At 70.1% G+C, this 26953-nt stretch carries 24 protein-coding genes; 20 read left to right on the top strand and 4 right to left on the bottom strand.

Features of this window, described 5'->3' with window-relative positions; all coding sequences use genetic code 11:
- Positions 1–28 precede the first annotated feature (28 nt).
- From dnaG to E0504_RS06305, 3 genes are all read left to right on the top strand, one after another.
- Entirely contained in the window at positions 29–1903 is a 1875-nt protein-coding gene (dnaG, locus tag E0504_RS06315) for a DNA primase (RefSeq protein WP_131622419.1), read from the top strand.
- Between the two features lie 40 nt (positions 1904–1943).
- Entirely contained in the window at positions 1944–3122 is a 1179-nt protein-coding gene (locus E0504_RS06310; RefSeq protein WP_006538863.1) for an RNA polymerase sigma factor, read from the top strand.
- A gap of 151 nt (positions 3123–3273) precedes the next feature.
- The gene (locus E0504_RS06305; RefSeq protein ID WP_243657439.1) at positions 3274–4191 is read left to right on the top strand and encodes a bifunctional 2-polyprenyl-6-hydroxyphenol methylase/3-demethylubiquinol 3-O-methyltransferase UbiG; all 918 of its coding nucleotides are present in this window, start codon (positions 3274–3276) and stop codon (positions 4189–4191) included.
- Positions 4192–4236: 45 nt separating this feature from the next.
- On the opposite strand, the gene E0504_RS06300 is transcribed toward E0504_RS06305, so the two are convergent.
- The gene (locus E0504_RS06300) at positions 4237–5430 is read right to left on the bottom strand and encodes a glycosyltransferase family 4 protein (RefSeq protein WP_243657438.1); all 1194 of its coding nucleotides are present in this window, start codon (positions 5428–5430) and stop codon (positions 4237–4239) included.
- Between the two features lie 238 nt (positions 5431–5668).
- Here E0504_RS06300 and E0504_RS06295 point away from each other — a divergent pair, with 238 nt between their 5' ends.
- Positions 5669–6436, top strand: a complete 768-nt coding sequence (locus E0504_RS06295) for a bifunctional 2-polyprenyl-6-hydroxyphenol methylase/3-demethylubiquinol 3-O-methyltransferase UbiG (RefSeq protein WP_243657437.1) — start codon at positions 5669–5671, stop codon at positions 6434–6436.
- Here the strand turns inward: E0504_RS06295 and E0504_RS06290 are convergent.
- A complete protein-coding gene (locus tag E0504_RS06290; protein ID WP_131622417.1) occupies positions 6411–7304 on the bottom strand; it encodes a glycosyltransferase family 2 protein in 894 nt (297 codons plus the stop codon). The genes E0504_RS06295 and E0504_RS06290 overlap by 26 nt on opposite strands.
- Positions 7305–7615: 311 nt before the next feature.
- On the opposite strand from E0504_RS06290, the gene E0504_RS06285 reads away from it, so the two are divergent.
- The 8 genes from E0504_RS06285 (at position 7616) to E0504_RS06250 (ending at position 16604) form a co-directional block, all read left to right on the top strand.
- The gene (locus tag E0504_RS06285; protein ID WP_243657436.1) at positions 7616–8410 is read left to right on the top strand and encodes an energy-coupling factor ABC transporter permease; all 795 of its coding nucleotides are present in this window, start codon (positions 7616–7618) and stop codon (positions 8408–8410) included.
- Positions 8407–8838, top strand: a complete 432-nt coding sequence (locus tag E0504_RS06280; protein WP_131622415.1) for a PDGLE domain-containing protein — start codon at positions 8407–8409, stop codon at positions 8836–8838. Before E0504_RS06285 ends, E0504_RS06280 begins: the two co-directional genes overlap by 4 nt.
- Positions 8839–8864: 26 nt before the next feature.
- Entirely contained in the window at positions 8865–9647 is a 783-nt protein-coding gene (cbiQ, locus tag E0504_RS06275; RefSeq protein WP_131622413.1) for a cobalt ECF transporter T component CbiQ, read from the top strand.
- Entirely contained in the window at positions 9644–10399 is a 756-nt protein-coding gene (locus E0504_RS06270) for an energy-coupling factor ABC transporter ATP-binding protein (protein WP_131622411.1), read from the top strand. Before cbiQ ends, E0504_RS06270 begins: the two co-directional genes overlap by 4 nt.
- A 9-nt stretch (positions 10400–10408) precedes the next feature.
- Positions 10409–11458 (top strand): class E sortase, encoded by a 1050-nt coding sequence (locus tag E0504_RS06265; protein WP_131622409.1) that lies wholly within the window; start codon positions 10409–10411, stop codon positions 11456–11458.
- An 825-nt stretch (positions 11459–12283) separates the two neighbouring features.
- On the top strand, positions 12284–14065 hold the full coding sequence (locus E0504_RS06260) for a bifunctional diguanylate cyclase/phosphodiesterase (RefSeq protein WP_131622435.1): 1782 nt from the start codon (positions 12284–12286) through the stop codon (positions 14063–14065).
- Between the two features lie 146 nt (positions 14066–14211).
- Positions 14212–14895, top strand: coding sequence for a protein tyrosine phosphatase (locus E0504_RS06255; protein WP_131622408.1), 684 nt, complete (start codon positions 14212–14214; stop codon positions 14893–14895).
- Positions 14896–14969: 74 nt separating this feature from the next.
- Positions 14970–16604, top strand: coding sequence for a bifunctional diguanylate cyclase/phosphodiesterase (locus E0504_RS06250; RefSeq protein WP_243657435.1), 1635 nt, complete (start codon positions 14970–14972; stop codon positions 16602–16604).
- 313 nt (positions 16605–16917) lie between these two features.
- On the opposite strand, the gene E0504_RS51960 is transcribed toward E0504_RS06250, so the two are convergent.
- Positions 16918–17118: a hypothetical protein gene (locus tag E0504_RS51960; RefSeq protein WP_306769218.1), complete on the bottom strand. Its 201-nt coding sequence runs from the start codon at positions 17116–17118 to the stop codon at positions 16918–16920.
- Between the two features lie 442 nt (positions 17119–17560).
- Here E0504_RS51960 and E0504_RS06240 point away from each other — a divergent pair, with 442 nt between their 5' ends.
- On the top strand, positions 17561–18409 hold the full coding sequence (locus E0504_RS06240) for a hypothetical protein (RefSeq protein ID WP_131622406.1): 849 nt from the start codon (positions 17561–17563) through the stop codon (positions 18407–18409).
- 197 nt (positions 18410–18606) lie between these two features.
- Here E0504_RS06240 and E0504_RS06235 read toward each other — a convergent pair whose 3' ends face one another.
- Positions 18607–19332 (bottom strand): glycosyltransferase family 4 protein, encoded by a 726-nt coding sequence (locus E0504_RS06235; protein ID WP_165938421.1) that lies wholly within the window; start codon positions 19330–19332, stop codon positions 18607–18609.
- 51 nt (positions 19333–19383) lie between these two features.
- Between E0504_RS06235 and E0504_RS50245 the strand changes: the two genes are divergently transcribed.
- The 7 genes from E0504_RS50245 (at position 19384) to E0504_RS06205 (ending at position 26580) form a co-directional block, all read left to right on the top strand.
- On the top strand, positions 19384–19725 hold the full coding sequence (locus E0504_RS50245; RefSeq protein WP_165938420.1) for a hypothetical protein: 342 nt from the start codon (positions 19384–19386) through the stop codon (positions 19723–19725).
- A gap of 394 nt (positions 19726–20119) precedes the next feature.
- Positions 20120–20941, top strand: a complete 822-nt coding sequence (locus E0504_RS06230) for a class I SAM-dependent methyltransferase (RefSeq protein ID WP_165938419.1) — start codon at positions 20120–20122, stop codon at positions 20939–20941.
- Between the two features lie 98 nt (positions 20942–21039).
- Complete coding sequence (locus tag E0504_RS06225) at positions 21040–21531, top strand: acyltransferase (protein WP_165938418.1); 492 nt, start codon at positions 21040–21042, stop codon at positions 21529–21531.
- Positions 21532–21634: 103 nt separating this feature from the next.
- Entirely contained in the window at positions 21635–23002 is a 1368-nt protein-coding gene (locus tag E0504_RS06220) for an O-antigen ligase (protein WP_165938417.1), read from the top strand.
- A gap of 217 nt (positions 23003–23219) precedes the next feature.
- Positions 23220–24020: a glycosyltransferase family 4 protein gene (locus E0504_RS50240; RefSeq protein WP_207912221.1), complete on the top strand. Its 801-nt coding sequence runs from the start codon at positions 23220–23222 to the stop codon at positions 24018–24020.
- Complete coding sequence (locus E0504_RS06210) at positions 24017–25345, top strand: lipopolysaccharide biosynthesis protein (protein ID WP_131622395.1); 1329 nt, start codon at positions 24017–24019, stop codon at positions 25343–25345. Before E0504_RS50240 ends, E0504_RS06210 begins: the two co-directional genes overlap by 4 nt.
- A 92-nt stretch (positions 25346–25437) precedes the next feature.
- Positions 25438–26580 (top strand): IS701 family transposase, encoded by a 1143-nt coding sequence (locus E0504_RS06205; RefSeq protein ID WP_131622433.1) that lies wholly within the window; start codon positions 25438–25440, stop codon positions 26578–26580.
- Positions 26581–26953: the final 373 nt, after the last annotated feature.

Here is a 26953-nt window from a genome sequence, read left to right as displayed (position 1 = left end):
CCGCCGGACGTGAGCAGGGAGGGTATCGGTGGCCGGACGCATCCGCGACGCTGACATCGCTCTCGTACGGGAGCGCTCACCCATCGCGGACGTCATCGGTGACCACGTGCAGCTCCGTCCGGTCGGCGGTGGCAGCCTGGTCGGCCTGTGCCCGTTCCACGACGAGAAGTCACCGTCGTTCAACGTGCGGCCCTCGGTCGGGTTCTTCCACTGCTTTGGCTGCAACGAGGGCGGGGACGTCTACGCCTTCATCCGCAAGATCGACGGGTTGACCTTCCCGGAGGCCGTCGAGCGGCTCGCCCGGCGGGCCGGCATCACGCTGACCTACGAGGGCGGGGGCACCACCAGCCGCGCGGTGACGAGCCAGCGTCAGCGGCTGCTGGACGCCCACCGGCTGGCCGCCGAGTTCTACGTCGAACAGCTCCACTCCTCCCCGGACGCCCGGGCCGGCTGGGAGTTCCTGGCCTCGCGCGGCTTCGACCGGGCGGCGGCGGAACAGTTCGGTCTCGGCTACGCGCCGTCGTCCTGGGACGCGCTGACCAGGCACCTGCTCGCCCGCCGGTTCACCGCCGAGGAGCTGGAGCTGGGCGGGCTGGCGAAGCGGGGCGGCCGCGGCGGCCTCATCGACCGGTTCCACCACCGCCTGCTGTGGCCGATCCGCGACCTCGGCGGCGAGGTCGTCGGTTTCGGCGGCCGGCGCCTCGCCGAGGGCCCCGATGCCGGTCCCAAGTACCTCAACACCGCCGAGACGCCGCTGTTCAAGAAGGCGAAGCTCCTCTACGGCGCCGACCTGGCCCGCCGCGAGATCGCGCGCCGCTACCAGGTTGTCGTCGTCGAGGGCTACACCGACGTCATGGCGTGCCACCTGGCCGGGGTGCCGACGGCGGTCGCGAGCTGCGGAACCTCCTTCGGTGCCGACCACGTCGCGATCGTCCGCCGGCTGCTGATGGACTCCGACGCCCGCACCGGCGAGGTCATCTTCACCTTCGACGGAGACAAGGCGGGCCAGGCCGCCGCCCTGCGGGCCTTCGAGTACGAGGACCGCTTCGTCACCCAGACCTTCGTCGCGGTGCAGCCGGACGGCCTCGACCCCTGCGACCTGTGGACGCAGCACGGTGACGCGGCCGTGCGCGACCTGGTGGCCAGTCGCCAGCCGCTGTTCGAGTTCGCCATCCGCGGCGTGATCGACCGCTACGACCTCAACACCACCGAGGGCCGCATCGCCGCGCTGGACGCGGCAGCCCCGCTGGTGAACCGGCTCAAGGACGCCGGCATGCGGCACCGGTACGCGGTGAACCTCGACCGCTGGCTCGGCTTCCTCGACGAGCGGTTCGTGGTCGAGCGGGTGGGGCAGCACCGGCCGCAGGCCGGGGCGGCCGAGGGCGTCGGCGCGCGCCGGCGGCTGGACCCGGCGCCGGACGATGCGACCGCCATCGTCGAACGGGAGACCCTCAAGCTCGCCCTGCAACATCCGGGGCTGGCCGGACCGATGTTCGACACGCTGTCCACGGAGCTGTTCACTGTTCCCGCGTACCGCGCCGTCCGGGAGGCGATCGCCACGGCGGGCGGGGTGTGCGCGGGGCTGTACGCGGCCGGTGACCCGTCCGGCTGGGTTGCGGCGGTGGTGGACGCGACGCCGGACGAGGAGCTCCGGCGGTTCGTCCTCGCGCTCGCTGTCGAGGGAGTGCTATGGGACCACGATGTGGACGACCGCTACGTCGACAAACAGATGTCGCGTCTGCAGGAGCTGCACGTGACGCGTCTGGTCCGGGAGGTCAAGTCGCGGGTGCAGCGGCTGAACCCGGCATCCGACACGGAGGCCTACAACCGTGCGTTCGGTGAGCTGATTGCCTTGGAAGAGCGCAGTCGCCAACTCCGGGAGCGGGGCGTAGGTGCCGCGTAACCTGGGTCGATCCCGAGAAGGAAGTGACGAGATTCCGCCCATGAGTCCTACCGTCCTACCCCGTGAGGCCCAGGTGGACGAGGTCAAGGACCTCATCACCCGTGGCAAGGAGATCGGTTTCCTCACCACCGAGGACGTCACGGTCGCGATCCAGGCGGCCGAGCTGCCCCCCGAGCAGGCCGAGACCGTCCTGCAGGTGCTCAACGACGAGGGCATCGAGGTCCTCGAGGCCGGGGGGGAGAACGCCGACGAGGCGGATCTGCTGGCCCGTCGCCGCCGCGAGGAGGAGGAGCTCGCGCTCAAGGCGCCGACCTCCGACCCGGTGCGGATGTACCTCAAGGAGATCGGCAAGGTACCGCTGCTCACCGCGGAGGAGGAGGTCGACCTCGCCAAGCGGATCGAGGCGGGCCTGTTCGCCTCCGAGAAGCTCGCGGTGGCGACGAAGAAGACCTCCCCGCAGATGCGGCGGGATCTCGAGGCCATCGAGCGGGACGGTCAGATCGCCAAGCGGAAGCTCGTCGAGGCGAACCTGCGGCTCGTCGTCTCGATCGCCAAGCGCTACGTGGGGCGCGGGATGCTCTTCCTGGACCTCATTCAGGAGGGCAACCTCGGCCTCATCCGCGCGGTCGAGAAGTTCGACTACACCAAGGGCTACAAGTTCTCCACCTACGCCACCTGGTGGATCCGGCAGGCCATCACCCGCGCCATCGCGGACCAGGCCCGGACGATCCGCATCCCGGTGCACATGGTCGAGACGATCAACAAGCTGATCCGCATCCAGCGCCAGCTCCTGCAGGACCTCGGCCGGGAGCCGAGCCCGGAGGAGATCGCCAAGGAGATGGACCTCACGCCCGACAAGGTGCGGGAGATCCTCAAGGTGTCGCAGGAGCCGGTCTCCCTGGAGACGCCGATCGGTGAGGAGGAGGACTCCCACCTCGGCGACTTCATCGAGGACTGCGACGCGGTCGTCCCGGTGGACGCCGCCAGCTTCATCCTCCTGCAGGAGCAGCTCGACTCCGTGCTGCACACGCTGTCCGACCGCGAGAAGAAGGTGATCCAGCTGCGCTTCGGCCTCACCGACGGCCATCCGCGCACGCTGGAGGAGGTCGGCCGCGAGTTCGGGGTCACCCGGGAGCGCATCCGGCAGATCGAGTCGAAGACGCTGTCGAAGCTGCGGCACCCGTCCCGGTCCCAGAAGCTGCGCGACTACCTGGAGTAGTCGTACTCGGCGAGTAGTTGGACTCGCTGTAGTGGTTCGTTGACTAAGTGTGTCCGTCCTGTCAGGGTCGGACACTGTGACGCAGCGGTCAGGCAGTCCGGAAGGATCTGCGGCTCCCGGACTCCCTGACGGTTCGGTGCCGGTTCCGGCGTTGGAACACCGGGCGCGCGTCGTACCGTCCGGATCCGCTGGCGCGCGCAACGGCCTCGGGGCGATCTGCGCTCGGGCGCTGCTCGCCGCGACACCGCAGGCCCGGCGGCCGGGCATGGCGCTGTGGCTGCTCGGGCCGGGCCCGAGCGGCCCCGACGGGCGGGACGACAGCGCGTGGCGTAGCCGCCGCTCCCGCGAGGTCTTCGTCCGCGACGTGCTCGCTCCCTACCTGGCGCCCGAGCAGGACCTGCTCGACGTCGGCTGCGGCCCCGGATACCTGGCCCGGGCGGTGGCCGGGCGGGTGTGGTCGGTGTCGGCGATCGACGTGTCTCGGGGCGCTCTCGCCTGCGCACGGGTGCTCAACCCGGCACTCAACATCGACTACCGGACGCCCCGGCAGTTCTTCGAGTCCGGCCGCCGGGTGGACGTCGCCGTGTGCCTCGCACTCGCCGAGCAGCTCGACGACCATGACCTGTCGGCCATGCTGACCTCGGTGCGGGCCGTCCTGCGGCCCGGGGGTCACCTGCTCATGCAGGTGGCGGTCGACGAGCCGGACGACGGGCTCGCCGCCGGGCCGGGCGCGCGCGGCGAGGGTGGCTCGCGGGTGCGCGGTGGCGCACCGGCACGGCCGGGCCCGGGCACGCGGCGCCGCTCCGGGCCGCACCGCACCGTCCGGACCAGGGCGCGGGCGGCGCGGCTGGTCGAGTGGGCAGGCTTCACCCACGTAAAGATCATCACGGCCGCGGTGCCCCAGGTCGAGAACCCCGAGAGCGCCGAGACCCTGGAAGGCACTGGGCGCCTGGACGGCGACGGCGTGGTCCGGCGGCTCCTGGTGGCGCGGCGCCCGCTCGGCGCGCCGGCCGGCCATCAGGGTGCCGGCCTGGAACAGGCCTGCGAGGAACGCGCGGCGAGCGCCTGACACCCCAGATCGGCAGCCCGGGCGGCTTGCGGTGTCCGCGTTCCGCTACCGCACGGCCGGGGTTCCGGTCGTCCGGGGCGGCTGGCTCGCCGCAAGCACGTTCTCGGCGGGGGCCGGCACGACGGGCTCGCAGCCCAGCAGGGTGTTGAACACGGCGCGGGTGTGGGCCCGCGGGTCGGTGCAGGCGCCCGCCCACTCCGCGGCCTGGCGGCCGGCGCGGGCCAGCCGGGCCCGATCGGCCAGCAGATCCAGCAGGACGCGCGCGAGCGCCTGCGGGGACTCGTCGGACGGCGTCCACCCGGTGTCGCCGTTGCGGTAGGCGTCGCGGGCGCCGCCCCGCGCCGGGCCGATCACCGCGCACCCGGCGAGCTGGGCCTCGAGCAGGGCGAGGCCGTACGCCTCGCCGCTCACCGGCGGTGACGTCCTGGTCCGGGTGCACAGGGCGAACAGGTCCGCCGTCGCGTAGAGCCGTGCCAGCGCCTCGTCGCCGGGGTTCTCATGCAGCTCGGTGTGCTCGCTGGCGGCGACGAGCTCGTGCAGGGCGCCGGGCGCGGGCCCCGGCCCGGCGACCACCAGGCGCACCGCGCCCAGAACGCGGCGGGCCTCGGCCACGGCCTCGACGAGGGCGGGCAGGCCCTTGGCCTCCCATTCGTCCAGGCGGAACACGCTGAGCACGGTGGGCACCGGCGGCAGCGGGCGCCGCCGGCCGGCCTCGGCGAGCAGCGTGTCCCGCCACCGCTGTTCGAGGCCAGGGGCGAGGACCGCCCCCACGCTGACCGCGCAGAGCGCGCCGGCGCCGAACGAGCTCGTCGTCACCGGGTAGAGCAGGGGGTCGCGGCGAAGCAGCCAGCGCAGGTGGGGTCGCATCGTCCACATGTCCGTGCCGTGGAACAGGACGGGGACCCGCCGTGCGCCGGTGAGGTGTGCCGCCAGCATGCCCACCGGGATGAGATCGGCCCGCCCGACGACGACGCAGTCAAGCACGCCGAGTGCCCTCGTGCCGAGGGCGGTGTGCCACAGCGAGCGGCCGAAGTCGGTGAGCCTGGCGCCGGTGAGCCGGGCGGCGACGGGTTGGTCGGCGGCGGCGGTGGTGGGCTGGGCGCCGGTGAGGGCGGGCGTCTCGGATGGCTCGATCCGCAGGAGCTCGGCACCGCCGGCGCGCAGCCGCGCCGCGATCACCGCGAGGTCGCGCGCCGCGTCCGGGTCCTGGCGGTCCGGTGACGGGCTGAGCAGGAGCACTCGCGGGCCGCCCGCACCCTGGGCCGGCGGACGGGGTGATCTGCGAAAGTGTGACACGGAGAGTGATACTAATGAGTCTCCTGGTAGTTATCGCGTTACGCCCGGCCCGGTGTGGCTCCGTGTGGCGGGCGGTGCCTTGCGCGATGTCACCGACTACTACTGCTACTGTTTGTAGTGAGACAATCTCTTGGTGTAGTTGACTGGCGTATTTCCGAGCGTGAACCACAGGGAGCCGTCGATGCCCATGGACCTCCAATACCGCAATCCGGGGAATCGGGCCCTGCTCGACCTGCTCGACATCCCACCCGGCCGGGTCCTCGACTGTGGCTGTGGCGCCGGTGACAACGCGCGACTGCTGCGGCAGCAGGGCTGGCAGGTCACCGGGGTGACGCTCGATCCGGCGGAGCTGGTGGCGGCCACCGCGGAGTGCGTCGCCACCGAGCTCGCCGACCTGTCCGCCGGGCTGCCGTTCGCGGCCGACGGGTCGTTCGACCTGGTCCTGCTGTCGCACATCCTGGAGCACCTGGTCGATCCCGCCGCGCTGATCGCGGAGGCGTGCCGGGTCCTCGCGCCCGGGGGGCGCATCGCGATCGCCCTGCCGAACGTCGCGCACTTCCGGCAGCGGGCCCTGCATCTCCTCGGCCGGTTCGAGTACACCGAGACCGGCGTGATGGACTCCACCCACGTCCGGTTCTTCACCGTCGAGACCGCCCGCCGGCTGCTGGAGACGAACGGCCTGGCCATCCTCGCCTCCGACGCCAGTGGCGGCCTGCCCTGGTGGCACAGCCGGCGGCTGCTCCCGCGAGAGCTGGTCGCGCGCGCCGACCGCTGGGCCCTGGCGAACCGGCCGAACCTCTTCGCCTGGCAGGCGGTGTTCCTCACCGTCCCGACGGGCGGGCCGGTACCTGTCGTCGAGCAGCGGAGCCGGCGGCACACCGAGAAGTCGGCCCGGCCGGTGCCGGCCGCCCCGCCCGGCCGGGTCAGCCCGGGGCCGTCCAGCGGGTGACACGTGGCTCGTCCGGGCTGGGATCACCGCTCGGCGGGAGCGCACCGAGCCCGTCCACCAGCCCGTGCAGGACGAGGGTCGAGCCCGCGCGCGGCGCGCCGCCGCGGAACAGGCCCAGGACGGTGGCACGGGGCAGCGTCACCAGAATCGTCCACGCCGTCACGAGAGCTGTGCGCCCGTGCCAGCGGCGGACGCGGGTGAACCACAGCCGGTTCCGCACCTCGTAGTAGCAGTAGTAGTCGTGGTGGGCCGGCGAGGTGAGGCCACCGCTGGCACGCCAGGCGCGCGCGGGGCTGACCACCACGCTCCAGCCGGCGCTGCGGGCCCGATGACAGAAGTCGATGTCCTCGAAGCCGAGGAAGAAGCGGCCGTCCATCGGGACCCGCCGGTGGCACTCGGCCTTGATGAACATCGCCGCGCCGGAGACCCAGTCGGCCTCGCTCGGGCGGCTGGCCGGGGCCCGTCCCAGCACCTTTGACGCGACGAGGAACCTGGTGAGCCGGGCCGCGGCCGCCCGCACGCCGTCGGCCACGACGAGGGTCGGCGCGACGACGCCGATGTTGGTGCCGGTCAGCAGGTCGAGGCAGGTCGCGATGGTGTCCTCGGCGATCGCCACGTCGTTGGTGACCAGCAGGTAGGCCGACGCGGCGGGGAAGGCGTCCGCCGCGTGCCGGAAGCCGCCCCCGACCCCGAGATCGCGTGGGGGGAGGAGCCAGCTGACCCCCGGCGGGAGCTGGGCCGGCCGCGGGGACTGGTCGTTCGCGACGACGACGACCTGGTCGATCTGGGCGGAGGCGTCCAGTCGGGTCGCGAGCCCGGTCGTCGGATCGGGCGCTCCCCAGTGGACTATCACCGCGACGGTCTTCATGGACTCACCTCGTGCGGACCTGCGCGGGCTGGTGTGGATGGGCCGTGGTGCGTGCTGGCCCGGGCGCGGGGTGCCGACTCCGGTGGCGCCCGGGCGGCAGCCCCACACCTTCGGGCTAAGAGTAGCGAAGAGATTACTGAAAGTGCTGGGTGGCGGGTGATGGTGTGGGCGCGTGGCGCACCAGCTGGTCGCCCGGACTTGGCGGAGTCAGGCGTTTGGTACTGCAAACTATTCGCAGCTGCGTATTCTTAGCGACCGAGGGCCGGTCGGGTGTCGCCGCCTGGTCCGGGCACCGCGGTCGAGGAGAGATCATGCATATCCCGGACGGATTCGTGGACGCACCGACGTCGGCCGCGTTCGGGGCGGTCGCCGTCGCGGGCGTCGGGTACGCGGTGAAACGCGCGGGCGATGAGGCCTCGGACCAGGTGGTCCCGCTCGCCGGGCTGTGCGCCGCCTTCGTCTTCGCGGCCCAGATGCTCAACTTCCCGGTGGCCATGGGCACCAGCGGCCACCTGCTCGGCGGTGTGCTGGCGGCGGTACTGGTCGGGCCCTGGCTGGGGGCGATCGCCATCGCCGTGGTGCTCGGGGTCCAGTCGCTGTTCGCGGACGGCGGGCTGACAGCGCTCGGCCTCAACATCACGAACATGGCCCTGGTCGGCGCGCTCGGCGGGTACGCCCTGTTCGCGCTGGTTCTGCGGCTCCTGCCGGCCCGCGCGCCGTCGGTCGCCGCCGCCTCGGCCGTGGCCGCGCTGATCACCGTGCCGCTGGCCGCCGGGGCGTTCGTGATCGAGTTCGCCCTCGGTGGGACGGTGGACCTGCCGCTCGGCGGCGTCGTCGGCGCGATGCTGGGAGTGCACGTGTTGATCGGAATAGGGGAGGCTGTCATCACGGCGGCGACGGTGAGCCTGGTCATGAGCACCCGGCCCGACCTCGTGTACGGCGCTCGGGGTCTCCTCGACGCCCGGCGGCTGGAGATCCGCCCGCCGGCCGCGGCCGCGGCCATGCCCACCGCCCACGGCGGCGGCACCGGTGCCGCCGCCGGCGGCCTCGAGCCCACCGCGACATCGGTGACCGGCCGCCGGGCGGCTTCGGGGAGCGAGGCATGACCGCCGGCGGGGCACGTCGCGGCAACACGCGTTTCGTTGTCGCGGGGCTGTTCGTGGCGTTCGTGCTCGCCGGATTCGTGTCCGGCTACGCGAGCTCGCACCCGGACGGCCTGGAGAAGGTCGCCGAGGAGAAGGGTTTCCTCGGCCAGGCCGACGACCACGCCTTCGCGAACTGGCCGCTCGCCGACTACGCCGTCTCCGGCATCGGCAACGAGCGCCTCGCCGGCGGCGTCGCGGGCGTCATCGGAGTGTCGATCGCCTTCGTCGTCGGTGGCCTGCTCGTCTTCGGGGCGGTCCGGCTGCGGTCCCGCGGACCCGGCCGCGCGTCGGCTCCGACCGGTGACCGCGGGCCGGATGATCCGGGTCCTGGTGGTCCCGGCGATGTGGGGACGGATGCGGCGGGTGCCGGCGCGGCACCCGCCGCCTGACCTCGCCGGCCGGGAACGGTCACGTCATGGGTGGCGCCCATGTCCTTGATCCCTACCATCCGGGCGGGAGTGTTCTGCACCGCCTGCCCGCCCAGTGCAAGATCGCGGCCACGTTCGGGTACGTCGTGTGCGTCGTGCTCACGCCCATCACCGCGGGCTGGGCGTTCGGGGCACATCTGGCCGTCGTCAGCGGGCTGTGCGCGCTCGCACGCCTTCCGCCCGGGCTCGTCCTGCGCAGGCTCGCGGTCGAGCTGCCCTTCGTCGCGTTCGCGGTTGCCCTGCCGTTCGTCGTGCCGGGGGAGCGGACGGAGGTGCTCGGCGTGGCACTCTCCAGGCCCGGCCTGGAACAGGCGTTCGGGCTGGTCGCGCGGGCTACCCTGGGGCTGATGACGGTCATCGTGCTCGCCGCGACCACCCCGGCGCGGGAGCTGCTCGTCGGTCTGGAGCGGCTGCGGATGCCTCCGGTGATCGTCGCCGTGGCCTCCTTCATGATCCGGTATGCCGGTATCGTCATCGACCAGATGGGCCGGATGAGCATCGCGCGCCGCTCACGCGCGCACGAGCCCCGGTCGCTGCTCGCCACCCGGGCGTTGGCGGCGTCACTGGGCACGCTGTTCATCCGCTCCTACGAGCGGGGCGAGCGGGTGCACCTGGCGATGCTGGCCCGTGGTTACACCGGCGCGCTGCCCGGTGCGTTGCCCGGCCCGGCGCCGCGGCGGGCGCAGTGGGGCGCGGCGCTGTGCCTGGTCATCCTTGGTGCGGCCATCGCCGTACTGGGCCGGCGCCTCGACCTGGGCGCGCCGGCATGATCGAGGTGGAGGGGCTGGCCTTCGCCTACCCGGACGGCCGCCAGGTGCTCTTCGGGGTCGACCTCGCGATCGCGCGCGGCGAGCGGGTGGCCGTCCTGGGACCGAACGGTGCGGGCAAGACGACGCTGATGCTCCATCTCAACGGCATCCTGACCCCCGGGGCCGGCTCGGTCCGGGTCGACGGCGTCCCCGTCACGGCCCCGAACATGCGGGACGTCCGCCGCCGGGTGGGCCTGGTGTTCCAGGATCCCGACGACCAGCTCTTCATGCCCACCGTCGGGCAGGACGTCGCCTTCGGCCCGGCGAACCTCGGCGTGCGCGGGGCGGACCTCGCCGAGCGGGTCCGCGAGGCGCTTGCCGCCGTCGGCCTCGACGAGTTCGCGGACCGGGCTCCCCACCATCTCAGCCTGGGGGAACGGCGCCGCGCGGCAGTGGCGACGGTGCTCGCCATGCGACCCGACGTGCTCGTCCTGGACGAGCCGTCGGCCAACCTCGACCCGGCCGGCCGGCGGGAGCTCGCCGAGGTCCTCACCGGCCTCGACCTCACCCTCCTCATGGTCACCCACGATCTTCCCTACGCGCTGCAGCTGTGCCCCCGGTCGGTGATCCTCGACGGGGGGGTGATCGCCGTCGATGGCGCGACGGTGGACCTGCTCGCCGACGAGGCACTGCTGGCCGCCCATCGGCTGGAGCTGCCGTTCGGCTTCGACCCTCGCTACTCAATTGCAAAGAGTGATGGTCTGATGCCTTAGAGTGATGGCATGGGTGGTGGGTCGACGGCCGCGGGACACGAAGAGGGCAAGGGAGTCGTCCTGCCGGCGCCTGATCCGCTCACGCTCCTACCACTGCCGGACCCACCGACCGAACTGCCGCCCGCTGACCCGCCGACGGTTCCGCCGCCGGTCGACCCGCCGACAGACCTGCCGACCGACGTCGCCGTGGACCGGCCGGCGGACGCCCGGCCGACGCGGCGGCCCGCTGGCCCATCGGTCGTGCCGCGGGCCCGGCAGGCTGTGGACCCGCACCACGACCCCGGCGGCCGGCTGCCCGCCAGGGCACGCCGCGGACGACGGCCGGACCAGGCCGGGCGGCCGTACTCGTCGGCGGCGCTGGCGGCTCGTCCGGTCGGCGGACGGGTCACCCGTGGCCTCGGCGAGATCATGATCACGGCGGGTGTGGTCGTGGTGCTCTTTCTCGTCTACCAGCTCTGGATCACCGACATCCTGGCGGCCCGGACGCAGAGTGACCTCCGCCGGGACCTGACCACCGCCTGGGCGCACAGGCCCCCGCCCCCCGCGCCCACCGGTGAGACCGGCCCGCCGCGGGCCGTGCCGCCCGTCGACCTCGGTGAGGGGCTCGCGGTGCTACGGGTGCCGCGCTTCGGCGCGGACTACGCGCCGGTCATCGTCGAAGGCGTGTCAGCGGACGCGCTGCGCCGCGGACCAGGGCATTTCCCCGGGACGGCGATGCCCGGCGAGGTGGGGAACTTCGTCGTGTCCGGCCACCGTACGACGTACGGAAAGCCGTTCGGCCGGGTGGACGAGCTGCGGGTGGGCGATCCGATCGTGGTGGAGGTCGCTGATCGGTATTTCACCTATCGGGTGACCCGGTCGGAGGTCGTCGACCCACATCGGCTGGACGTGACCTATCCAGTTCCGGAACACCCCGGTATTGCGCCCACCAGCGCAATTATGACGCTGACGACCTGTCATCCGCGATTCTCGGCACGGAGCAGACTCATCGTCTTCGCCGAGCTCGACCAGACGACTGACAGGGCCGACGGACCACCTCCGGCGCTCGCGGACGAGTAGGGGAACGAGAATGTACGGCTGGATCTACCGACACCTGCCAGGGCCCGGGAGGGTCCGGATCCCGCTCGCCGGGCTCCTGCTGCTCCTGACCGTCGCGTTCCTGCTGTTCGTCGTTTTTCCGGCAGTCGAGCCACATCTGCCTGCTACGAGAGTAACGGTCGGCGACTAGCCGCGGAAGGTGCGGCGCCGTTGCTCCCTGTGGCATTGGGGTGGTCCGCTACCCCGGCGCCCCTTTGCCCTGGGCAGGCCACATGCAGACCACGAACGCCAATGTCGTGGCGTTGTGCCGCCGAACGACGGCCGCTAGTCCGGAATTCTGCCGGCGAGGTGTTCCTCCCAAGGAGAAGCGTGCGGCCGCGTCCGGTTCCGCAGGGTCCGGAAATGCCGGGCGTCGGATAATCTGCCGACTCGTGTGGGTTACGCTCGCACACCGCGGGACGAACGAACCATGCACCGGCTGCCGCCCATCGATCGGGCAGCGGCCAAAGCGAAGGGGAGCTTCGTTCCGGGCGGAACAGGTTCGACTTCGGGGGCAAATCGTATGGTTAGGCAAGTCAGTTCTCTGGTTGGTCCGGCGGGTGAGGGCCCGTGACGACGTCGGTGCGTGCGGGCCGGCTCCGGCGCCTCACCGCGCCGCGCGCCATGTCGCCCTGGCGGGCATCCGCCCCGGCGGCGGCGGTGCCCCGTGGCGGTGGAATCGACAAACCGGCCGGCACTGAGGAAAAGCCCCGCCGCACTTCCGGTGCAATCCCGGACTCACGGGAGGGGACAGCCCCGGCAGGCCCGTGGGTGGGGCCGGGCCGCGGTGCCGTCACCGTCCTCACAATGATCGTCGTCTGGTACCTCGCCAGCCGGACGCTGGTTCCGACCGCCGCGGTGACGATGTCGCTGGCGGCGGCCGCGGTGGCGTGGCTGCCCGCGTTCGGGCTCGGCGGGCGGGCTGTCGCGCTCGGCCGACGCCACCGCAACGACACGGACGGCCTCACCGGCCTGCCGGGCCGCCGCTACTTCATGCGGACCGCCTCCCGGTGGCTCGGCGGTGGCCATCGGGCCGGCGGCCGGTTGTCCGCGGCGCTCATCCTGATCGATCTCGACCGCCTGCGGGACATCAACGGGGCTCTCGGTCACGAGCACGGAGACCGGATGCTCGCGAGCGTCAGTGCTCGGCTGTCCTCGGTGATCCGCCCGACCGACCTGCTCGCGCGGGTCGACGGCGACGAGTTCGCGCTGTTGCTGCCCGGGACTGACCTCCCCGGCGCGGAGGCGGCCGTCCGGCGTATCCGCGACGCGCTCCGGCTGCCCGTCGAACTGGACGACCTGCGGGTCCCGGCCGATGTCAGCATCGGCATCGCGCACGCGCCCGAGCACGGCCGGGGCGTGCTGGAGCTCATGGGGCGGGCGGAGGCGGCGATGTACGCGGCCAAGCGCTCCCACAACGGCCAGCGTGTCTACGGCCCCGACTGCCAGCTTGGCAACCGCGCCCGCCTCGGGCTGCGGGCCGACCTGCGGGAGGCGTTGGACGACGGCCAGATCGAGCTGCGGTACCAGCCCAAGGCCGATATGCGCAGCGGCCGGATCAGTGGCGTCGAGGCGCTGGTGCGCTGGCGTCATCCGTCCGACGGGCTGCGCCCGCCGGACATGTTCCTGCCCGAGATGGAACGCGCCGGCCTGATGGGCCGGCTGACCCAGCGGGTGCTGGACATCGCGCTGGCGGACTGTGCCCGCTGGCACCGCGCCGGCGCCGAGCTGGCGGTCTCGGTGAACGTGCCGGCCTCGGTCATCGTCGATCCCGGTTTCGTCGGCCTGGTCCGCGGGTCGCTGGAACGCCACGGCCTGCCCGCGACGGCGCTCGTCGTCGAGGTTACGGAGGACGGGCTGATCACGGTGCTGGAGAAGGCGCAGCGAACCCTCGCCGGCCTGCGTGACCACGGCGTGCGGGTCAGCCTCGACGACTACGGCACCGGTCTCTGCTCCCTCGCGTACCTCCGGGAGCTGCCCGCCGACGAGGTGAAGCTCGACCAGCGGTTCCTGCGCGACATCGACCGGGACACGTCCGCTGCCGCGATCGTGCGCTCCACGGTCTCGCTCGCGCACGCGCTGCAGCTGCGCATCGTCGCCGAGGGGGTCGAGACGTCGCAGTCCTGGAACTATCTCGCGGCCTGGCAGTGCGACGAGGTCCAGGGGTACTTCATCTCGCGGCCGCTGGTCGGCGAGCGGGTGCTGAGCTGGCTGCGAGAGTGGGGCGACCGGTTCCGGCGGCTGCCATCCCTGGGGGAGGCTCCCGCGACGGGCCCGATCAAGGTCGGGTCCGTCACCCAGGGATCCGTCGCCCGCGGGCGCGCCACGCTGGCAGCAGGATCAGGATCAACAGCCGGATCGGGAGCCGTTGCGCCGATCGGGAACGGCGCCGCCGCGGCGGGCGGGAGGCGATCAACGCCCCGGCGCGGAGCGCGGGCGGCGCTGGGCGCCGCGCAGCCCGTAACGTCGGCGCGACCGGTGGCAGTGCCGGCCGCTACCGGCCCGTCGTGGCAGGCAGGTCTCCGGCCGCCGCCGTCGCGTGGCGAGCGGGGGAGCCTGCGCGTTCAGGACGGACGCATGGCGGGTTAACCGAGGCGATCGTTTCCGGCCCTCGACATCTGGTCGTACGTTTCGCCGGTGGTGCGCGCAGCGGACCGATCCCGCTTGGCTAGTATCCGTTCGGGCACTGTAGGTAGTTGGTCTTGTCGGCGTGGCGAGGATGGGCGGGTAGCGCAATGGCCAGGCGCTCGGAGAACATCGGGGAGCGTGCCGACTGGTCGGTGCTGATGGTCTGCACCGGCAACCTCTGCCGTTCGCCCATGGCCGAGCGCCTGGCGGCGGCTCGCCTGCGTCGCCTCACGACGGCGGCGGGCCTGCCTGGTCCACCGGAGGCTTCGGCCCGGGTCAGTAGTGCGGGTGTGCAGGCGTTCCCCGGCACGCCCATGGAGCCGACGGCCGCGGCGGTGCTGCGCGAACGCGGCGCGGACGACATCGGATTCTGCTCGCGTCAGGTCACGCCCGTGATGGTGGCGGAGGCCGACATCGTGCTCTGCGCGACGCGGGCGCATCGGGCCCAGATCGTCGAGCTCGTACCGCGTGCCGTCCGGCGGACTTTCACCCTGCGGGAGTTCGCGCGCCTGGCGGAGGCGGTGGCGCCGTCGCACATCGACGAGCTCGCCGGTGAGGTCGCCGGCAGCCATCCCAGCGGACGGCTGCGCGCCGCCGGGATGGCGCTCGGGGCGGCAGGCGCGGGCGCGCGTGGCGTGGCGCCCCCGGATGCTCCAGATGACGACGACCTCGGGGATCCTCTCGGCGGCGGCTCCGATGACTTCCGCGCATGTGCGGATGCCATCGAGGCCGCTCTCGAGCCGCTGGACCGGCTACTCGCCGCCCTCCTGGGGGCCACCGCCCCCAGATGACCGGCGCAGGGCCGGTGAGCGAGCCGACCGGCCCGGTGACGCCGAAGGGCTCGACCGCGCTCGCCAGGTGAACCGTGTCGAGCGGTCGGGTGATCTCGGCCGGCTGGGCGGCGCGTTACGGTGACCGCATGCTGGTCACCGTCAGCGCGCGGCTGCGTTCCGTGCTGCATCCCGCCGACCTGCTCGCGCGGGTCGACGGCGACGAGTTCGCGGTACTGCTGCGGGACGTCGACCTCGCTGGCGCCGAGGCGGTCGCCCGGCGGATCCGGGAGGCGCTGAGAATCCCTGTCCGCCTGAACGACCTGCGCGTCCAGGCCGACGTCAGTGTCGGCATCGCCCATGCTCCCGAACACGGGCGCGGCATCCTGGAGCTCATGCGGCGGGCGGAGGAGGCGATGTACGCGGCCAAGGGATCCCACACCGGCCAGCGGGTCTACGACCCTGCGTGCCAGCTCGGCGACCGTGCCCAGCTGGGGCTGCGGGCCGACCTGCGGGAGGCGCTGGACGGCGGCCAGATCGAACTCCGCTACCAGCCCAAGGCCGAAATGCGCAGCGGCCGGATCAGGGGTGTCGAGGCGCTGGTGCGATGGCGCCATCCCACCGGCGGGCTCCGTCCGCCGAACATGTTCCTGCCCGAGATGGAACGCGCCGGCCTGATGGGGCGCCTGACCCAGCGGGTCCTCGACCTCGCCCTCGCCGACTGCGCCCACTGGCACGCCGCCGGCGCCGCGCTGGCCGTGTCGGTGAACGTACCCGCCTCGGTCATCGTCGACCGCGGATTCGTGGACCTGGTGCGTGGTGCGCTGGAGCGCCACGGTCTGCCCGCGTCGGCCCTTGTCGTCGAGGTCACCGAAAACGGGCTCATCACGGTCCTGGAGCAGGCGCATCGGACCCTTTCCGGCCTGCGTGACCACGGCGTGCGGGTCAGCCTCGACGACTACGGCACCGGCCTGTGCTCACTCGCCTACCTGCGGGAGCTTCCCGCGGACGAGGTGAAGCTCGACCAGCGGTTCCTACGTGACATCGATCGAGACTCCTCGGCGGCGGAGATCGTCCGGTCCACGGTCGCGCTCGCGCTCCGGCTGCGGATCGTCGCCGAGGGGGTCGAGGCGTCGCGTTCGTGGGCGTCGCTTGCGGCCTGGCAGTGCGATGAGGTCCAGGGATACTTCGTCTCCCGCCCGCTGGTCGGGGAGCGGGTGCTGAGCTGGCTGCGGGAATGGGGGGACCGGCTCCGCTGGCTGCCCTCAGGGGTCGAGCCTGCCCAGACGGGTCCGATCAGGGTCACCGTTGCCTCGCGTGGCGCTCGTGCGCACTCGGCGGCTACCGCCCCGAACGCCCAGGCCTCAGCGTCCGCGGTGGGAGCGGCGTCCGCCGCGCCGGTCGCGACCGCCTCGATGACTACGTCTGTCCCGCCGTCGACCGCTGGACCATCCGCGCTGCCGAACGGCTCCGCACGCGTGGCCGGCCCCGCGTCACTCAGGAACGCGCAGTCCGGACCCACAAACCGAGTCGTGGCGGCGTCGATGACGGCCTCTGGTTCGGCGTCCGGCGTCGCGGAGCCGCTCGTAGCCGGCAAACCCTCGCTCGCCGTGCCGTCCAGTCGCCCGGGCCTACGGTCGATGGGATTTCGCATGTCGCAGCACGTTGAAGCGGGAAGCCGGCGGCCGTCCGGCCAGCCTGCGCATGATGGGCGGCGCCTGACGGGATAGGCATGCCAGGCCGGCCCGGCATTTAGCGGGGGGCCGCGGTGCTCAGGAGGACAGCGAGCAGACGGGTCGGTGGGTCGAGGGCGGCCTCGATAGCATCCGCGCACGCGCGGAAGGCATCGAGGTCGCCGCCCAGTGGATCCACAAGATCGTCGTCCGCCGCGGTGACCGGGGAACCACGCCACGGGCGGCTGTCCCGGCCGCCACGAGCGCCGTCCCCGCCGCGCGGAAATGTCCATGTTCATGCAGGGCGGCGAGCTTACCGGCAGTCGTATCGATGCGTTCCGATTCGACCGCATCTGTCAGACGCGCGAACTCACGCAGGGTGAATGTCCGGCGGACGGCGCGCGGGGCAAGCCCCACGACCTCGGCCCGATGTGCCCGCGTCGCGCAGAGCACCAGGTCCGCCTCTCGCCGTCGACTCCGGCGCGCCCGCCTCCATAGCGAGTCGGGCCAAACGGGTCATGGTGAATCGTTCCGCCATCGGTGAGCGGCAGATGTTGCCGGTGCAGACCATGAGCACCGACCGGCGTATTGCGCCTCCCGTGCGTCTCACCATCCTGCGGCCCGTCCTCAGTCCGTGCCGGGTGCTTGTGTACACAGGATTGCATTCAGCCCGTCGACGCGCGTAACAGTCGGGCGTTCCACCATGGGGAGTAGCAGAGGTTGCCGTATCCACCAGGAGGACATTCCACACCCGCTGATTCATGACGGGGAGCCGGAGGATGTCCGCGTCCTGAGGATATCGGTTGATTCGTCAATCGTTAGCGCCTGGCTGGTTGGTGGCAGCTGCGATCGGTTCGAATCGACGAAACCTCGACTATCGGACCTTCGTTTCGAGATGGGTCAACGACGGTTTGCCGACCATATCGATGTGTGGACACGCCGGAACACCAGATCTTGTGGGTTTCCTCTGGAGCGGAGGTAGGGTGCGCATTATGAGAACCGCTACCAAGAGGATGCTGCTGGCGCCGGCCAACTTTGTCAATTCGAATTTCCTGCATGTGAACCGGATGTCGATGGGTTGTGCGCGGGGTGCGCTGAACGCGGCCACCCGCAGGTTCCAACCGGGGAACACGGCATCCTGGGAGTTCTCCGCCTTCAGTCAGAACGGCGAGGACGGAATCATCGAAGAACTACTTTCCCGGCTGAAGGTACAGACCCGGTACTTCGTCGAGATCGGGGCGGCCGACGGGCTGGAGAACAACACCGCCTACCTGGCCTTTGTTAAGAAGTACAGCGGAGTGATGGTGGAGGGTGACCCGTTGAAGTCGCGGCACGCAAAGAGAGTGCTGTGGGCGATGAACCACGGTGTCCATTATCTGCACGCGTTTGTGGAGCCGGCGAAGATAGGGATTATTCTGGACCGGTGTCGAACCCGCACCCCGGATTTCTTCTCACTGGACATTGACGGGATGGACTTCCATGTGGCGCAGGCTCTGTTCGCCGCTGACTTCCGTCCCCGCGTGGTCTGTGTGGAATACAATTCTGCCTACGGGCCAAAAGCTGCGCTCACGGTCCCCTACCAGAACTCATTCGGTTACGGCGACCGGAGGTCGGGTCTCTACTACGGTGTATCGCTCGGAGGCTGGCAACTTTTCTTCGCCCGGCTCGGATACGAGTTCGTCACCGTGGAGAGCAATGGTGTGAACGCATTTTTTGTGGACCCCGTCCACGTGGACCTGGACGTCACGGGGCTGGTGCGGATCGATTTCGCGGAGAACTGTGCCCACCAATACGTTCACCCGGGTGGCTGGACGGAACAATGGCCGCTGATCTCGGGGCTGCCGCTGGTGTCCGTCGATTGACGGACACCATGATCGGTCCTGTCAAGATGTTGATGTGGACAGCGGAGCTCCTACCGGCAACGACTCGTCTTGGCGGACAAGTCGTTCTACCGGGAGCTCCGCTTTCCGCATCCGGCAGCCCCAGGATCGGAGCCACCCCTTGACACCAGCCTCGACGCCCTAACTGCACGGCCTTGGCCTTTTGGCGGCAGGGTCGTTCAGGGTGATTGTCGGCTCACCGTCGCGGGAGCCGTCCTTCTCGTCTGCTTCGGGATCTTGTGCGGTCGCGCTGGCCCTGGCCCGCCAACGAGTATGTTCACGACGTTCGCGATGAAGTCCTCCGGACGGGTCACCGCTTCCGCGTTCCGGGTCGCCGCCCGTCCCATCTCGGCGAGTCGGTGCCGGTCGCTCAACAGATCGATCAGGGTGTGGGTGAGCGCCGCAGCCGATTCGTCCCGCGGGGTGAGACCGGTGATTCCCTCGCGGTACGCCTCCCGGCACCCACCAGATGCCGGGCCGACGACCGCGCACCCGGCGAGCTGTGCCTCGAGTAGCACCATTCCGTACCCCTCGCCGTCGTGGGGTGGATCGGTTCGTGTGCACAACGCGAACAGGTCCGCGGTGCCGTACATACGGGTCAGTACGTCGTCCGGAGGTGTTTCGTGCAGCTCGACGTCCTGGTGGGAGGCGATCAGCTCGCGTACCACGGTAGGCGCCGGGCCCTGGCCCGCGACGACGAGGTGAACGGGCCCCACCACCTCACGGGCCCCGGCAACTCCGGCCAGTAGGGTCCGCAGCCCCTTGCCTTTCCAGTCGGGCAGACGGAAGACGCTGAGAATGGTCGGGACCTCTGCGGGTTCGCTTCGTCGAGCTCCCTCCGCCAACAGCCTCGAACGCCAGGAAGGGGCGATGCTGGGAGCTATTATCGGAGCCCTATCGATCATCGAGAGAGCACCTGCCGTGTAATTACTGATAGTCACCGGGAAAAGTGATGGATGGTGTCTGAGCACGGCGGTCTTGAAAGGGCGCATCATCCAGACATCCTGCAGATAATACAGCACCGGTGCATGCCTGGTGCCGGTCAGTGTCGCTGCGGCGGCGCCGACGGGTACCAAGGTGTGAAGGCCGGTTACGATGGCGTCCAGCCGACCGAGACGACGAGCCGTCACCAAAGTCCGTACCACGAACCGCAGACGGTCTGGCCAGGTGAGCTTCCCGTCGACGTCCACCAGGTTAAGTCGGTGGACCTCGACACCAGCCATCCGGAGGGCTTCCTCTACCTGGGCAAGGTAGCGCTCGATTCCGCCGCCTTGGCCGATGGACGCGGCGATAAGTAGCACTTTTCGCCGATCGCCGTCCCCGGCTTCGTGGGACAGTTGCGCATCGATGACGCCAGGCGAGGTGTCGGGAACAGTAGAAACTGGTTCCGTGGCCGGCTGGCGGGCATTAGAAGAACTGGTCACGGTCAAGCATGGTAATGACGATCCAGCTGGGCGACGGCATCTGATGTCTGCGTGTCGGTAAACTTTGTTACCCCCTTAGGTACTCAAACCGTCATCTCCCGGTTTCAAGTCGGATGGGCGAAGTTTTGTGTCATGTCCTCTTGTCGAGCCGGAAGGGCGGGACACGCACGCCGAAGCAAGACCGGGACGGTGACCCTCCGGCATGCATACTTCACTCCAGGGACGGGCCTGTACGGGCCGGTGGGCGAACGACGCGAAAGGAGATAAAATGCGGCAGGTCGGCGCCCGGACAAGTGTCATGGCCGGCGGGAGGCAAGGCCCCTCGCTGGGGTCCGGAGGTCTGGGGCAACCGACGACCGGTCGGTACTTCGATCAGATCGCAAGTAGCTGGGTGGATCGCTATGCAGACCATCCCTCCTTCCAGGAGCGCTTGCGTGTCGTCGCACACGTCGTCGAATCGCTGCTGGCCGGGGTCGACTGTCCGTGGGTATTTGATTTTGGTGGAGGCCCGGGAATATTCAGCCTGCTGTGTTCGGACCGGGCCTCTTTCGTGCTTGACCTCGATCCGTCGCTGGAGATGCTCAGGGCCGGAGTGTCGGGCCACGCGGCTATGGAGGCTGTCCTGGGTCGGGCGACGTTGACCCCGCCTAGGGTGGTGCGTCGTGCCGCCGGGACACTGGACGCGGTCTCGGTCAACGCCGACGGACGATTCGATCTGGTGTTGGCGATCGCGGTGCTGGAGTATCTAGAAGATCCTGGTGGCGCTGTCGCCAGGCTGGCGCGCCTATTGCGGCCGGGCGGGGCGCTGCTGCTGACAGTGCCGCGCGCCCGGTCCATTGCGCGCCGGACAGAGCGTCTGATGGGCCATATCATGGTGGGAACGGAGCGAGACTCCGACCTCCACCCGAGGCCCCCACGGAGCTACACCCGGCTACGACCGTACGGGGACAGAGTTCCCTGGGACACCGCCGTGGCGTCGGTTGGATTGCGCATCGAGCTGCGCCGGCCGCTCGCACTCGCGTCGGCCGGTCCGATGTCGTACATGAGGCCCAACGACATCGTCGTTCTGCGCCGTGGCCAGTTCCCATGACCGGGCTGGTCCTCTCCTCCGGCCGCTCGGTTCCCGCGCGGGTCGCTCGGTTCTTGGCCGGTCTGCCTCCGCTGACCCGTGGATACAGATGGCGGGCCATGCTGCTACAGCGGTCGGGCTTTGATGTGGACCGAACCGCCCGCTGTGTGGCATCGGCCAGGTTCTACCTCCCCGCGCTCCACATCGGTCGCGACGCCTTCGTCGGTCACGAGGTGCGCGTCTACGGTGGCGCTGGCGCGGAGGTCCGCATCGGCGAGCAGGTGGACATCGCGCCGGGCGTGATGTTTCTGGCGGGAACACACGAGATCGGCGGTCGCACCCGCAGAGCAGGCGCGGGTCGTGGGACACGGATCGAGGTCGGTGCGGGTACCTGGATTGGTGCGGGCTCCCTCATCATCGGTCCGGCCACTATAGGCCGGGGTTGCGTGATCGGCGCTGGCGCCGTTGTCCGTGTAAATGTTCCCGACCACACGATATATATGTCCGAAGGCGATGTCCGTCCGGTTGTCGACGATGCCCCTCGCGACACGGATCGCGATATGGCGGCAGGGATGCCTGACGACTCGGCGGAGGAAACCGTCCTGGTGTGATACTCCGCGAGACCGGCCGCCGAGGCGGCTGGATTCGTCGGGGTCCGCGCGTGGGGCCCGTATGCCGTGTTCTCGCGACTTCCAGCTAGCGGTCGGAGGTGTTATGTCGCTGCAGGTATTCGACCGGATGCCGTTGTTGGACCGCGTCCGCCCGAGAGCGTTGATCGCCTGTCTGGCCATCCTCACTGTCGGCTTCGCCTGCCTGCCCGTCTTCAACCGTGGGCTCGGGCTTTACGCTGTAGGAGCGGCTGCCTACTGCCTTGTCGTGGTGGTCGCGGAATCCAACACGCGGCTGGCCCTCGGTTTGGTGCTCGTCTGCTACACCCTGCCAGTGCTGTCGACGGATGCCTTGGCTCTCCCCGCAGAAGCGAGACTTGGCGCTATCCCGTTCGTGTTCCTGCTGGTTTCCCGTGCGGCTTGGCGTCCCGCATGTACGCCGTCGCGGGCCGCTGTTCGTGTCCACCGGCTGCTCGGGGGCCTGGCCCTGCTGGCAATGATATCCGCTTTCTGGTCGCCCAGCCCTGCCGCGACAACGGAGGCGGCGGTCGGGGTGGCGATCTCCTGGCTGATCGTACGGGCGGCATCCCGGCTGTTCACACCCCGGGAAATATCCGACCTCCTGTGGCCCCTTCTCGCCATACTGGTCCTGCTCTCGACCTTCGTGGCAGTTTCGGGGCTGTTCCCGGCAGGAGGGGACACTGCCGGAATCTTCGCGAATCCGAACAGTCTGGGGCTTATGTGTGCCCTGACTCTGCCATTCTGCCTGGAACGCGGCCGCGCGGGGGCGGTGGTCGGTCTCGGGGCTCTCTGGTTGATATTCGAGTCCGCTTCCAGAGCGAGCGCGCTGGCCACGGTCGCGGGCCTGCTCTACGGGGTCTTCTTGCTGCGGCAGCCGCGCGTCCGGATGGTGGTCTGGTTCTTCGGCCTCGTGCTGGCCTGGCTGCTGGTGAACAGTCTCCTGTCGGAGGGGATCGGCGAGACGGCGAGCAGCTCGATGTTCGTGACCGTGGATACGCGAAGCGAGTTCTGGCAGGCGGGAATCGATGCCGCACGTTCGCGGCCGCTGACCGGAATTGGGTTCGGAGCCGGAACCGTCGCTTTCGACGGGGCCAGCTCCTATATCGCCATTGTGGCAGCGCTGGGTGTGAGTGGACTTGTCGTGGTGGTTCTGCTTGTGCCGCTGGTCATCTGGCCGACGCTGCGGGTGCGGCGGACCACGGTCTTCGGTGTGGTAGTCGTGGGAGGTCTCGTAAATGCTTTCTTCGAGGCGTGGCTCTTCAGCGGGGGGACTGTTCTCATGGTTCTTTACTGGCTTGTGGTCGGCGCGTGTCTCCAGGAAACCGTCGAGTCGGCCGCCGACCGCGCTATTCCTGATCGAGCGGCCCACTCCGCAGCGGACGCCGGTGCTCGACGAGCTCTCGCGCCGGTTGCTGAACGTTCAGATCAAGGTGCTCTACTGTCGAGGGGATGACGGTGGGCGAGGATGGGGGAACGGAAATCTGAACCACCCCCACGTCACGCTGCCCGCGGGGTTCTGGTCGCAGCTGATCGCGGTGGCCAACATTTTCGTGAGCACCCGGGTCGAAATGGTCTGTTCGTTCGGGTACCGCAGACCCGCTCAGCTCGTGGCCCTGACAGTCGCCAGATGCCGAGGTCTGCCGATCGTCACCAGGGCGGACGCCAATCCGTTGGACGCGGCGGAGAGCGGTGCCGGGCGTCGGCTCGCCAGGCGTTGGGCCATGCGGGCGTTGTTCGGAACATGCGCCAGGATCTGGGCCATCGGTTCGGCTAACGAACGGTACTGGAACCAACTGGGATTCCACAACAGGACCCTCATCCCCTACACGGTGCCCGAGCCACCGCTGGGTGATCCAAATGAGGCGAGAAGGCTACGGGCCGAACTCGGTGAGCCGGGGTTCGTCTTCCTGTACGTAGGCCGCCTCTCTCCGGAGAAGGCGCCACTGGACGTCGTTGCCGGATTCAGGGAGTACCTCGCGAAGACTCCCGGACGGTCCCACCTGGTGATCGTGGGCGACGGCCCGCAGCGGCCCGAGGTCGAGCGTCAGGTGCTGGGCGAAGCCACCATGACCCTGGTCGGAGCCTGCGATCATCAATATCTCGGTCATTACTATCTTGCCGCCGATGTGCTCGTTGTTCCCTCGCATCGCGAGGGCTGGGGACTGGTCGTCAACGAGGCAGTGGCTAACGGCCTTCCCGTCGTCGCGAGCGATCGCGTGGCCGCGGCGGATGACCTGCTCGACCCGGCCACGTGCTGGCGCTACCGAACCGGCGACATCCGCGGACTGGGCGAAGCCATGTTCCGAGCCAGTCAGGAGGCACGGCGTATGATTCCGTGTCTGGGCGAGAACGTGGCCTACCGGATGGCAGCGGAGATCGAAGCCCTGATACCCCGGCCGCGTCGATCGGCCGAGGCCGAGGCGACGCGGAGCGCGGTCCGCCGTCGGGCCGGCGGTCTGGTGCGGCGATGACGTCGGATTCGCTGACCAGCACGACCCCGCCGCAGGCGAGGCCCGCCGAACCCGTCCCGACGCCAGGCCGGCGGCGGCATCGTGACCTCTCCGGGCGGCAGACTGCGGCGGTGATGGGTGGCAGCCTGGCCGGCATGCTCCTCGGAATCGCCGTCAGCGTGGTGGCCGCCCGTGCTCTCGGCCCGCAGGCCCGCGGCGAGTTCCTGGCTACCCAGACCTGGGCCGTGTCGGTCGGGGCGTACTTGTGTCTCGGGGTTTCCCAGGCACTGGTCGTCGACACCGGCAGTGACGAGTTCCTGCTGGGGCCGCTGCTGCTGCACACGGCACTGGCCGGATTGTGTGGCCTGGTTCTGTTTACATTGTTCGCGGTCTTCGACGTCCAGCCCTGGTTGGGTCCGCCAGGTGTGGTGGGTGCCGCGTGCGCGGTCGCGGCAGCCGTGGCAGCCTCCACCGCGGTGGGACTCGCTCAGCGACGGGGCCGCATGACGACTGAGTTCCAGGTGGTCCGGCTCACCCCCGGCGCGATGGCGCTGGTGGCTTTCCTGGCCTTCGTGCTGGTCGGCCTTACGGACGTGGGTGTCTGGCTGCTTGCGCTCGGACTGCTCAGCGTGGGACCTGCGCTCGTCTTCCTCTTCCGCGGTCTCGGCGGCATTGCCGGGCTACGCGCACGTCGCCGCATGCTACCGACGAGGGAGTTCGCGAGGACCGCCCGCAAATGTTATTCCGCTGTCGTCGGCACCCAGATCGCCTACCGCCTCCATCTGCTTCTGGTGGCGGCCTTCATGTCAAATGAGCAGGTCGCCTTCTACGGCGTGGCCGCATCTCTGGCGACGGCCTGCGCGACTCTCGCGCAGGCGAGGTCGCTCGTGATGTTCAGCCAGCTCCGCTCGGTCACCGCGGAGGAACAGCAGGCGAGCTTGGTCCGTCAGGCGATCATGCGAAGCGCGGTCCTGGCAACCGCGATGGCGATACCGTTGGCCGTCTGCGCGCCTGTCCTCGTGGGCGTTCTCTACGGGGCGGAGTTCAGCCCGGCCAGCGACGTGACGCGGATTCTGGTTCTCGGGATCGTCCCGCAGACGGTCGACTATCTGCTCATTCACGTGCTCATGAGCATGTCGGCGGGCTATCGAATCATCGCCGTCCAGGTACCGGTGGGCCTGCTGGCGGGGGCCCTGCTGCTTGTCGCGGTCCATAGTGGTTCGCTCGCCGGGACGGCGTGGGCGTCAGTGGCAGTACCCTGCTGTTCGGCGGCAGGCTACTACATTCTGATGCTCGGACTGAGGCGCCGGCGGAATGGGCTCGTTTTCTCCGTGTCGGAGCCTTGACGGGAGCTGGCTTCGCTGGGCGGTCGGGCGCGGTTAGTACTGCAACGGCACTTATGGGCATGACTACTGCCCGTCCGGGCGTTGCAACCGGCATGGACGGTGTCGATGTCGCGGTGTGGCGCGAGGAACTCGATCGGGTGTGCGACCGGGTCGGTGGCCGGTTCGCTCGGGCTGAGCCGCGGGCGCGGATGCGTCGCTATCTCGACGGGCTGCTGTCCGGGCTGGAGCGTAAGAACGGCTGGACCCTTGCCGAGCATGCCAGGGAGGTTGCGCCGGACGGGATGCAACGGCTGCTGCGGACGGCCGACTGGGATGTCGACGCGGTGCGTGATGACGTGCGCGACTACGTCGTCGAGCATCTCGGTGATCCGGATGCGGTACTCGTCATCGACGACACCGGTTTCCTCAAAAAGGGCACAAAGTCCGCGGGGGTGCAGCGGCAGTACACCGGCACGGCGGGCAAGAAGGACAACTGCCAGGTCGGGGTGTTCGCCGCCTATGTCACCGCGGCCGGTCACGCTCTCATCGACCGCGAGTTGTACCTGCCCGAGTCGTGGACCTCCGATCGTGCCCGCTGCCAGGCTGCGGGGATCGGCGACGGCGTGGAGTTCACCACCAAGCCCCGCATCGCCCTCACGATGCTGCAACGGGTGCTCGACGCCGGGGTGCCGTGTGCCTGGGTCACCGCCGACGAGATCTACGGGCAGGTCAAGTACCTGCGGGTGTGGCTGGAAGAGCACGACATCCACTATGTGGTGGCCACCCGCTGCGACGACGACGTCCTCGCCCAGGGCTACGGCTACGGCCGCGCCGACCAGGTGGTGGCCGCGCTGCCGGCCCGGGCGTGGCGGCGGATTTCGTGTGGCGACGGCGCGCACGGCCCGCGGCTCTACGACTGGGCGCGTATCGCGATCCGGATCGGCTGGCGCCCCGGCCGCGGACACTGGCTGCTGGCCCGCCGCTCGATCAGTGACCCCCGCGAGATCGCCTACTACATCTGCTACGGCCCACGCCGGGCCAGCCTGGCCGACCTGGCCCGCGTCGCCGGCGCGCGTTGGCCGGTGGAGGAATGCTTCCAGCGGGCCAAGAACGAGACCGGCCTGGACGACTACCAGGTCCGTACCTGGCGCGGCTGGTACGCCCGCATCACCTTGTCCATGCTGGCCCTGGCCTGGCTCGCGGTGATGCGCGCGCTGGCTCAAAAGGGGGCGCCACCCCCCGCGGCGACGAGCTGATCCCGCTGACCGTGCCCGAGATCCAGCGCCTGTACGCCGCTCTGCTCGCCCCGTTGTACCCCGACGAACAGACCGTCGGGGACTGGTCACGCTGGCGCCGCCACCGCCAGTGGCAAGCCCGCCGAAGCCACTACAAACGCCACAGCCACGACTGGCCGTAAGTGCCGTTGCAGTACTAACGGGGCTTCGCCCCAGCCCGACGAGCATGTTGCTGTGGTCCGGCTGTGATCGTGGGCTCCGGCCGGGCGGTGTGACGGGTTGACGATGAACCCGCCTGTGATGCCGCTACCTGGCGGCGGTTGGCCTGAGGCCTGGCCGTCCCGGACCGGAGCTGACGATGACGCTACCCCGCACCGTCGCCGACGTCCTGGCC

The organism is Parafrankia sp. BMG5.11 (assembly GCF_004337455.1).
This window is presented reverse-complemented; position numbering and strand designations above follow the sequence as displayed.

Bases quoted from the DNA above. Each gene is read 5' to 3' on its own strand.
- E0504_RS06310 (WP_006538863.1), top strand. From the start codon at position 1,944: ATGAGTCCTACCGTCCTACCCCGTGAGGCCCAGGTGGACGAGGTCAAG.
- E0504_RS06295 (WP_243657437.1), top strand. From the start codon at position 5,669: ATGCCCATGGACCTCCAATACCGCAATCCGGGGAATCGGGCCCTGCTC.
- E0504_RS06290 (WP_131622417.1), bottom strand. From the start codon at position 7,304: ATGAAGACCGTCGCGGTGATAGTCCACTGGGGAGCGCCCGATCCGACG.
- E0504_RS06285 (WP_243657436.1), top strand. From the start codon at position 7,616: ATGCATATCCCGGACGGATTCGTGGACGCACCGACGTCGGCCGCGTTC.
- E0504_RS06280 (WP_131622415.1), top strand. From the start codon at position 8,407: ATGACCGCCGGCGGGGCACGTCGCGGCAACACGCGTTTCGTTGTCGCG.
- cbiQ (WP_131622413.1), top strand. From the start codon at position 8,865: ATGGGTGGCGCCCATGTCCTTGATCCCTACCATCCGGGCGGGAGTGTT.
- E0504_RS06270 (WP_131622411.1), top strand. From the start codon at position 9,644: ATGATCGAGGTGGAGGGGCTGGCCTTCGCCTACCCGGACGGCCGCCAG.
- E0504_RS06265 (WP_131622409.1), top strand. From the start codon at position 10,409: ATGGGTGGTGGGTCGACGGCCGCGGGACACGAAGAGGGCAAGGGAGTC.
- E0504_RS06260 (WP_131622435.1), top strand. From the start codon at position 12,284: ATGATCGTCGTCTGGTACCTCGCCAGCCGGACGCTGGTTCCGACCGCC.
- E0504_RS06255 (WP_131622408.1), top strand. From the start codon at position 14,212: ATGGCCAGGCGCTCGGAGAACATCGGGGAGCGTGCCGACTGGTCGGTG.
- E0504_RS51960 (WP_306769218.1), bottom strand. From the start codon at position 17,118: ATGGTCTGCACCGGCAACATCTGCCGCTCACCGATGGCGGAACGATTC.
- E0504_RS06240 (WP_131622406.1), top strand. From the start codon at position 17,561: ATGCTGCTGGCGCCGGCCAACTTTGTCAATTCGAATTTCCTGCATGTG.
- E0504_RS06235 (WP_165938421.1), bottom strand. From the start codon at position 19,332: ATGATCGATAGGGCTCCGATAATAGCTCCCAGCATCGCCCCTTCCTGG.
- E0504_RS50245 (WP_165938420.1), top strand. From the start codon at position 19,384: ATGGTGTCTGAGCACGGCGGTCTTGAAAGGGCGCATCATCCAGACATC.
- E0504_RS06230 (WP_165938419.1), top strand. From the start codon at position 20,120: ATGCGGCAGGTCGGCGCCCGGACAAGTGTCATGGCCGGCGGGAGGCAA.
- E0504_RS06225 (WP_165938418.1), top strand. From the start codon at position 21,040: ATGCTGCTACAGCGGTCGGGCTTTGATGTGGACCGAACCGCCCGCTGT.
- E0504_RS06220 (WP_165938417.1), top strand. From the start codon at position 21,635: ATGTCGCTGCAGGTATTCGACCGGATGCCGTTGTTGGACCGCGTCCGC.
- E0504_RS06210 (WP_131622395.1), top strand. From the start codon at position 24,017: ATGACGTCGGATTCGCTGACCAGCACGACCCCGCCGCAGGCGAGGCCC.
- E0504_RS06205 (WP_131622433.1), top strand. From the start codon at position 25,438: ATGGACGGTGTCGATGTCGCGGTGTGGCGCGAGGAACTCGATCGGGTG.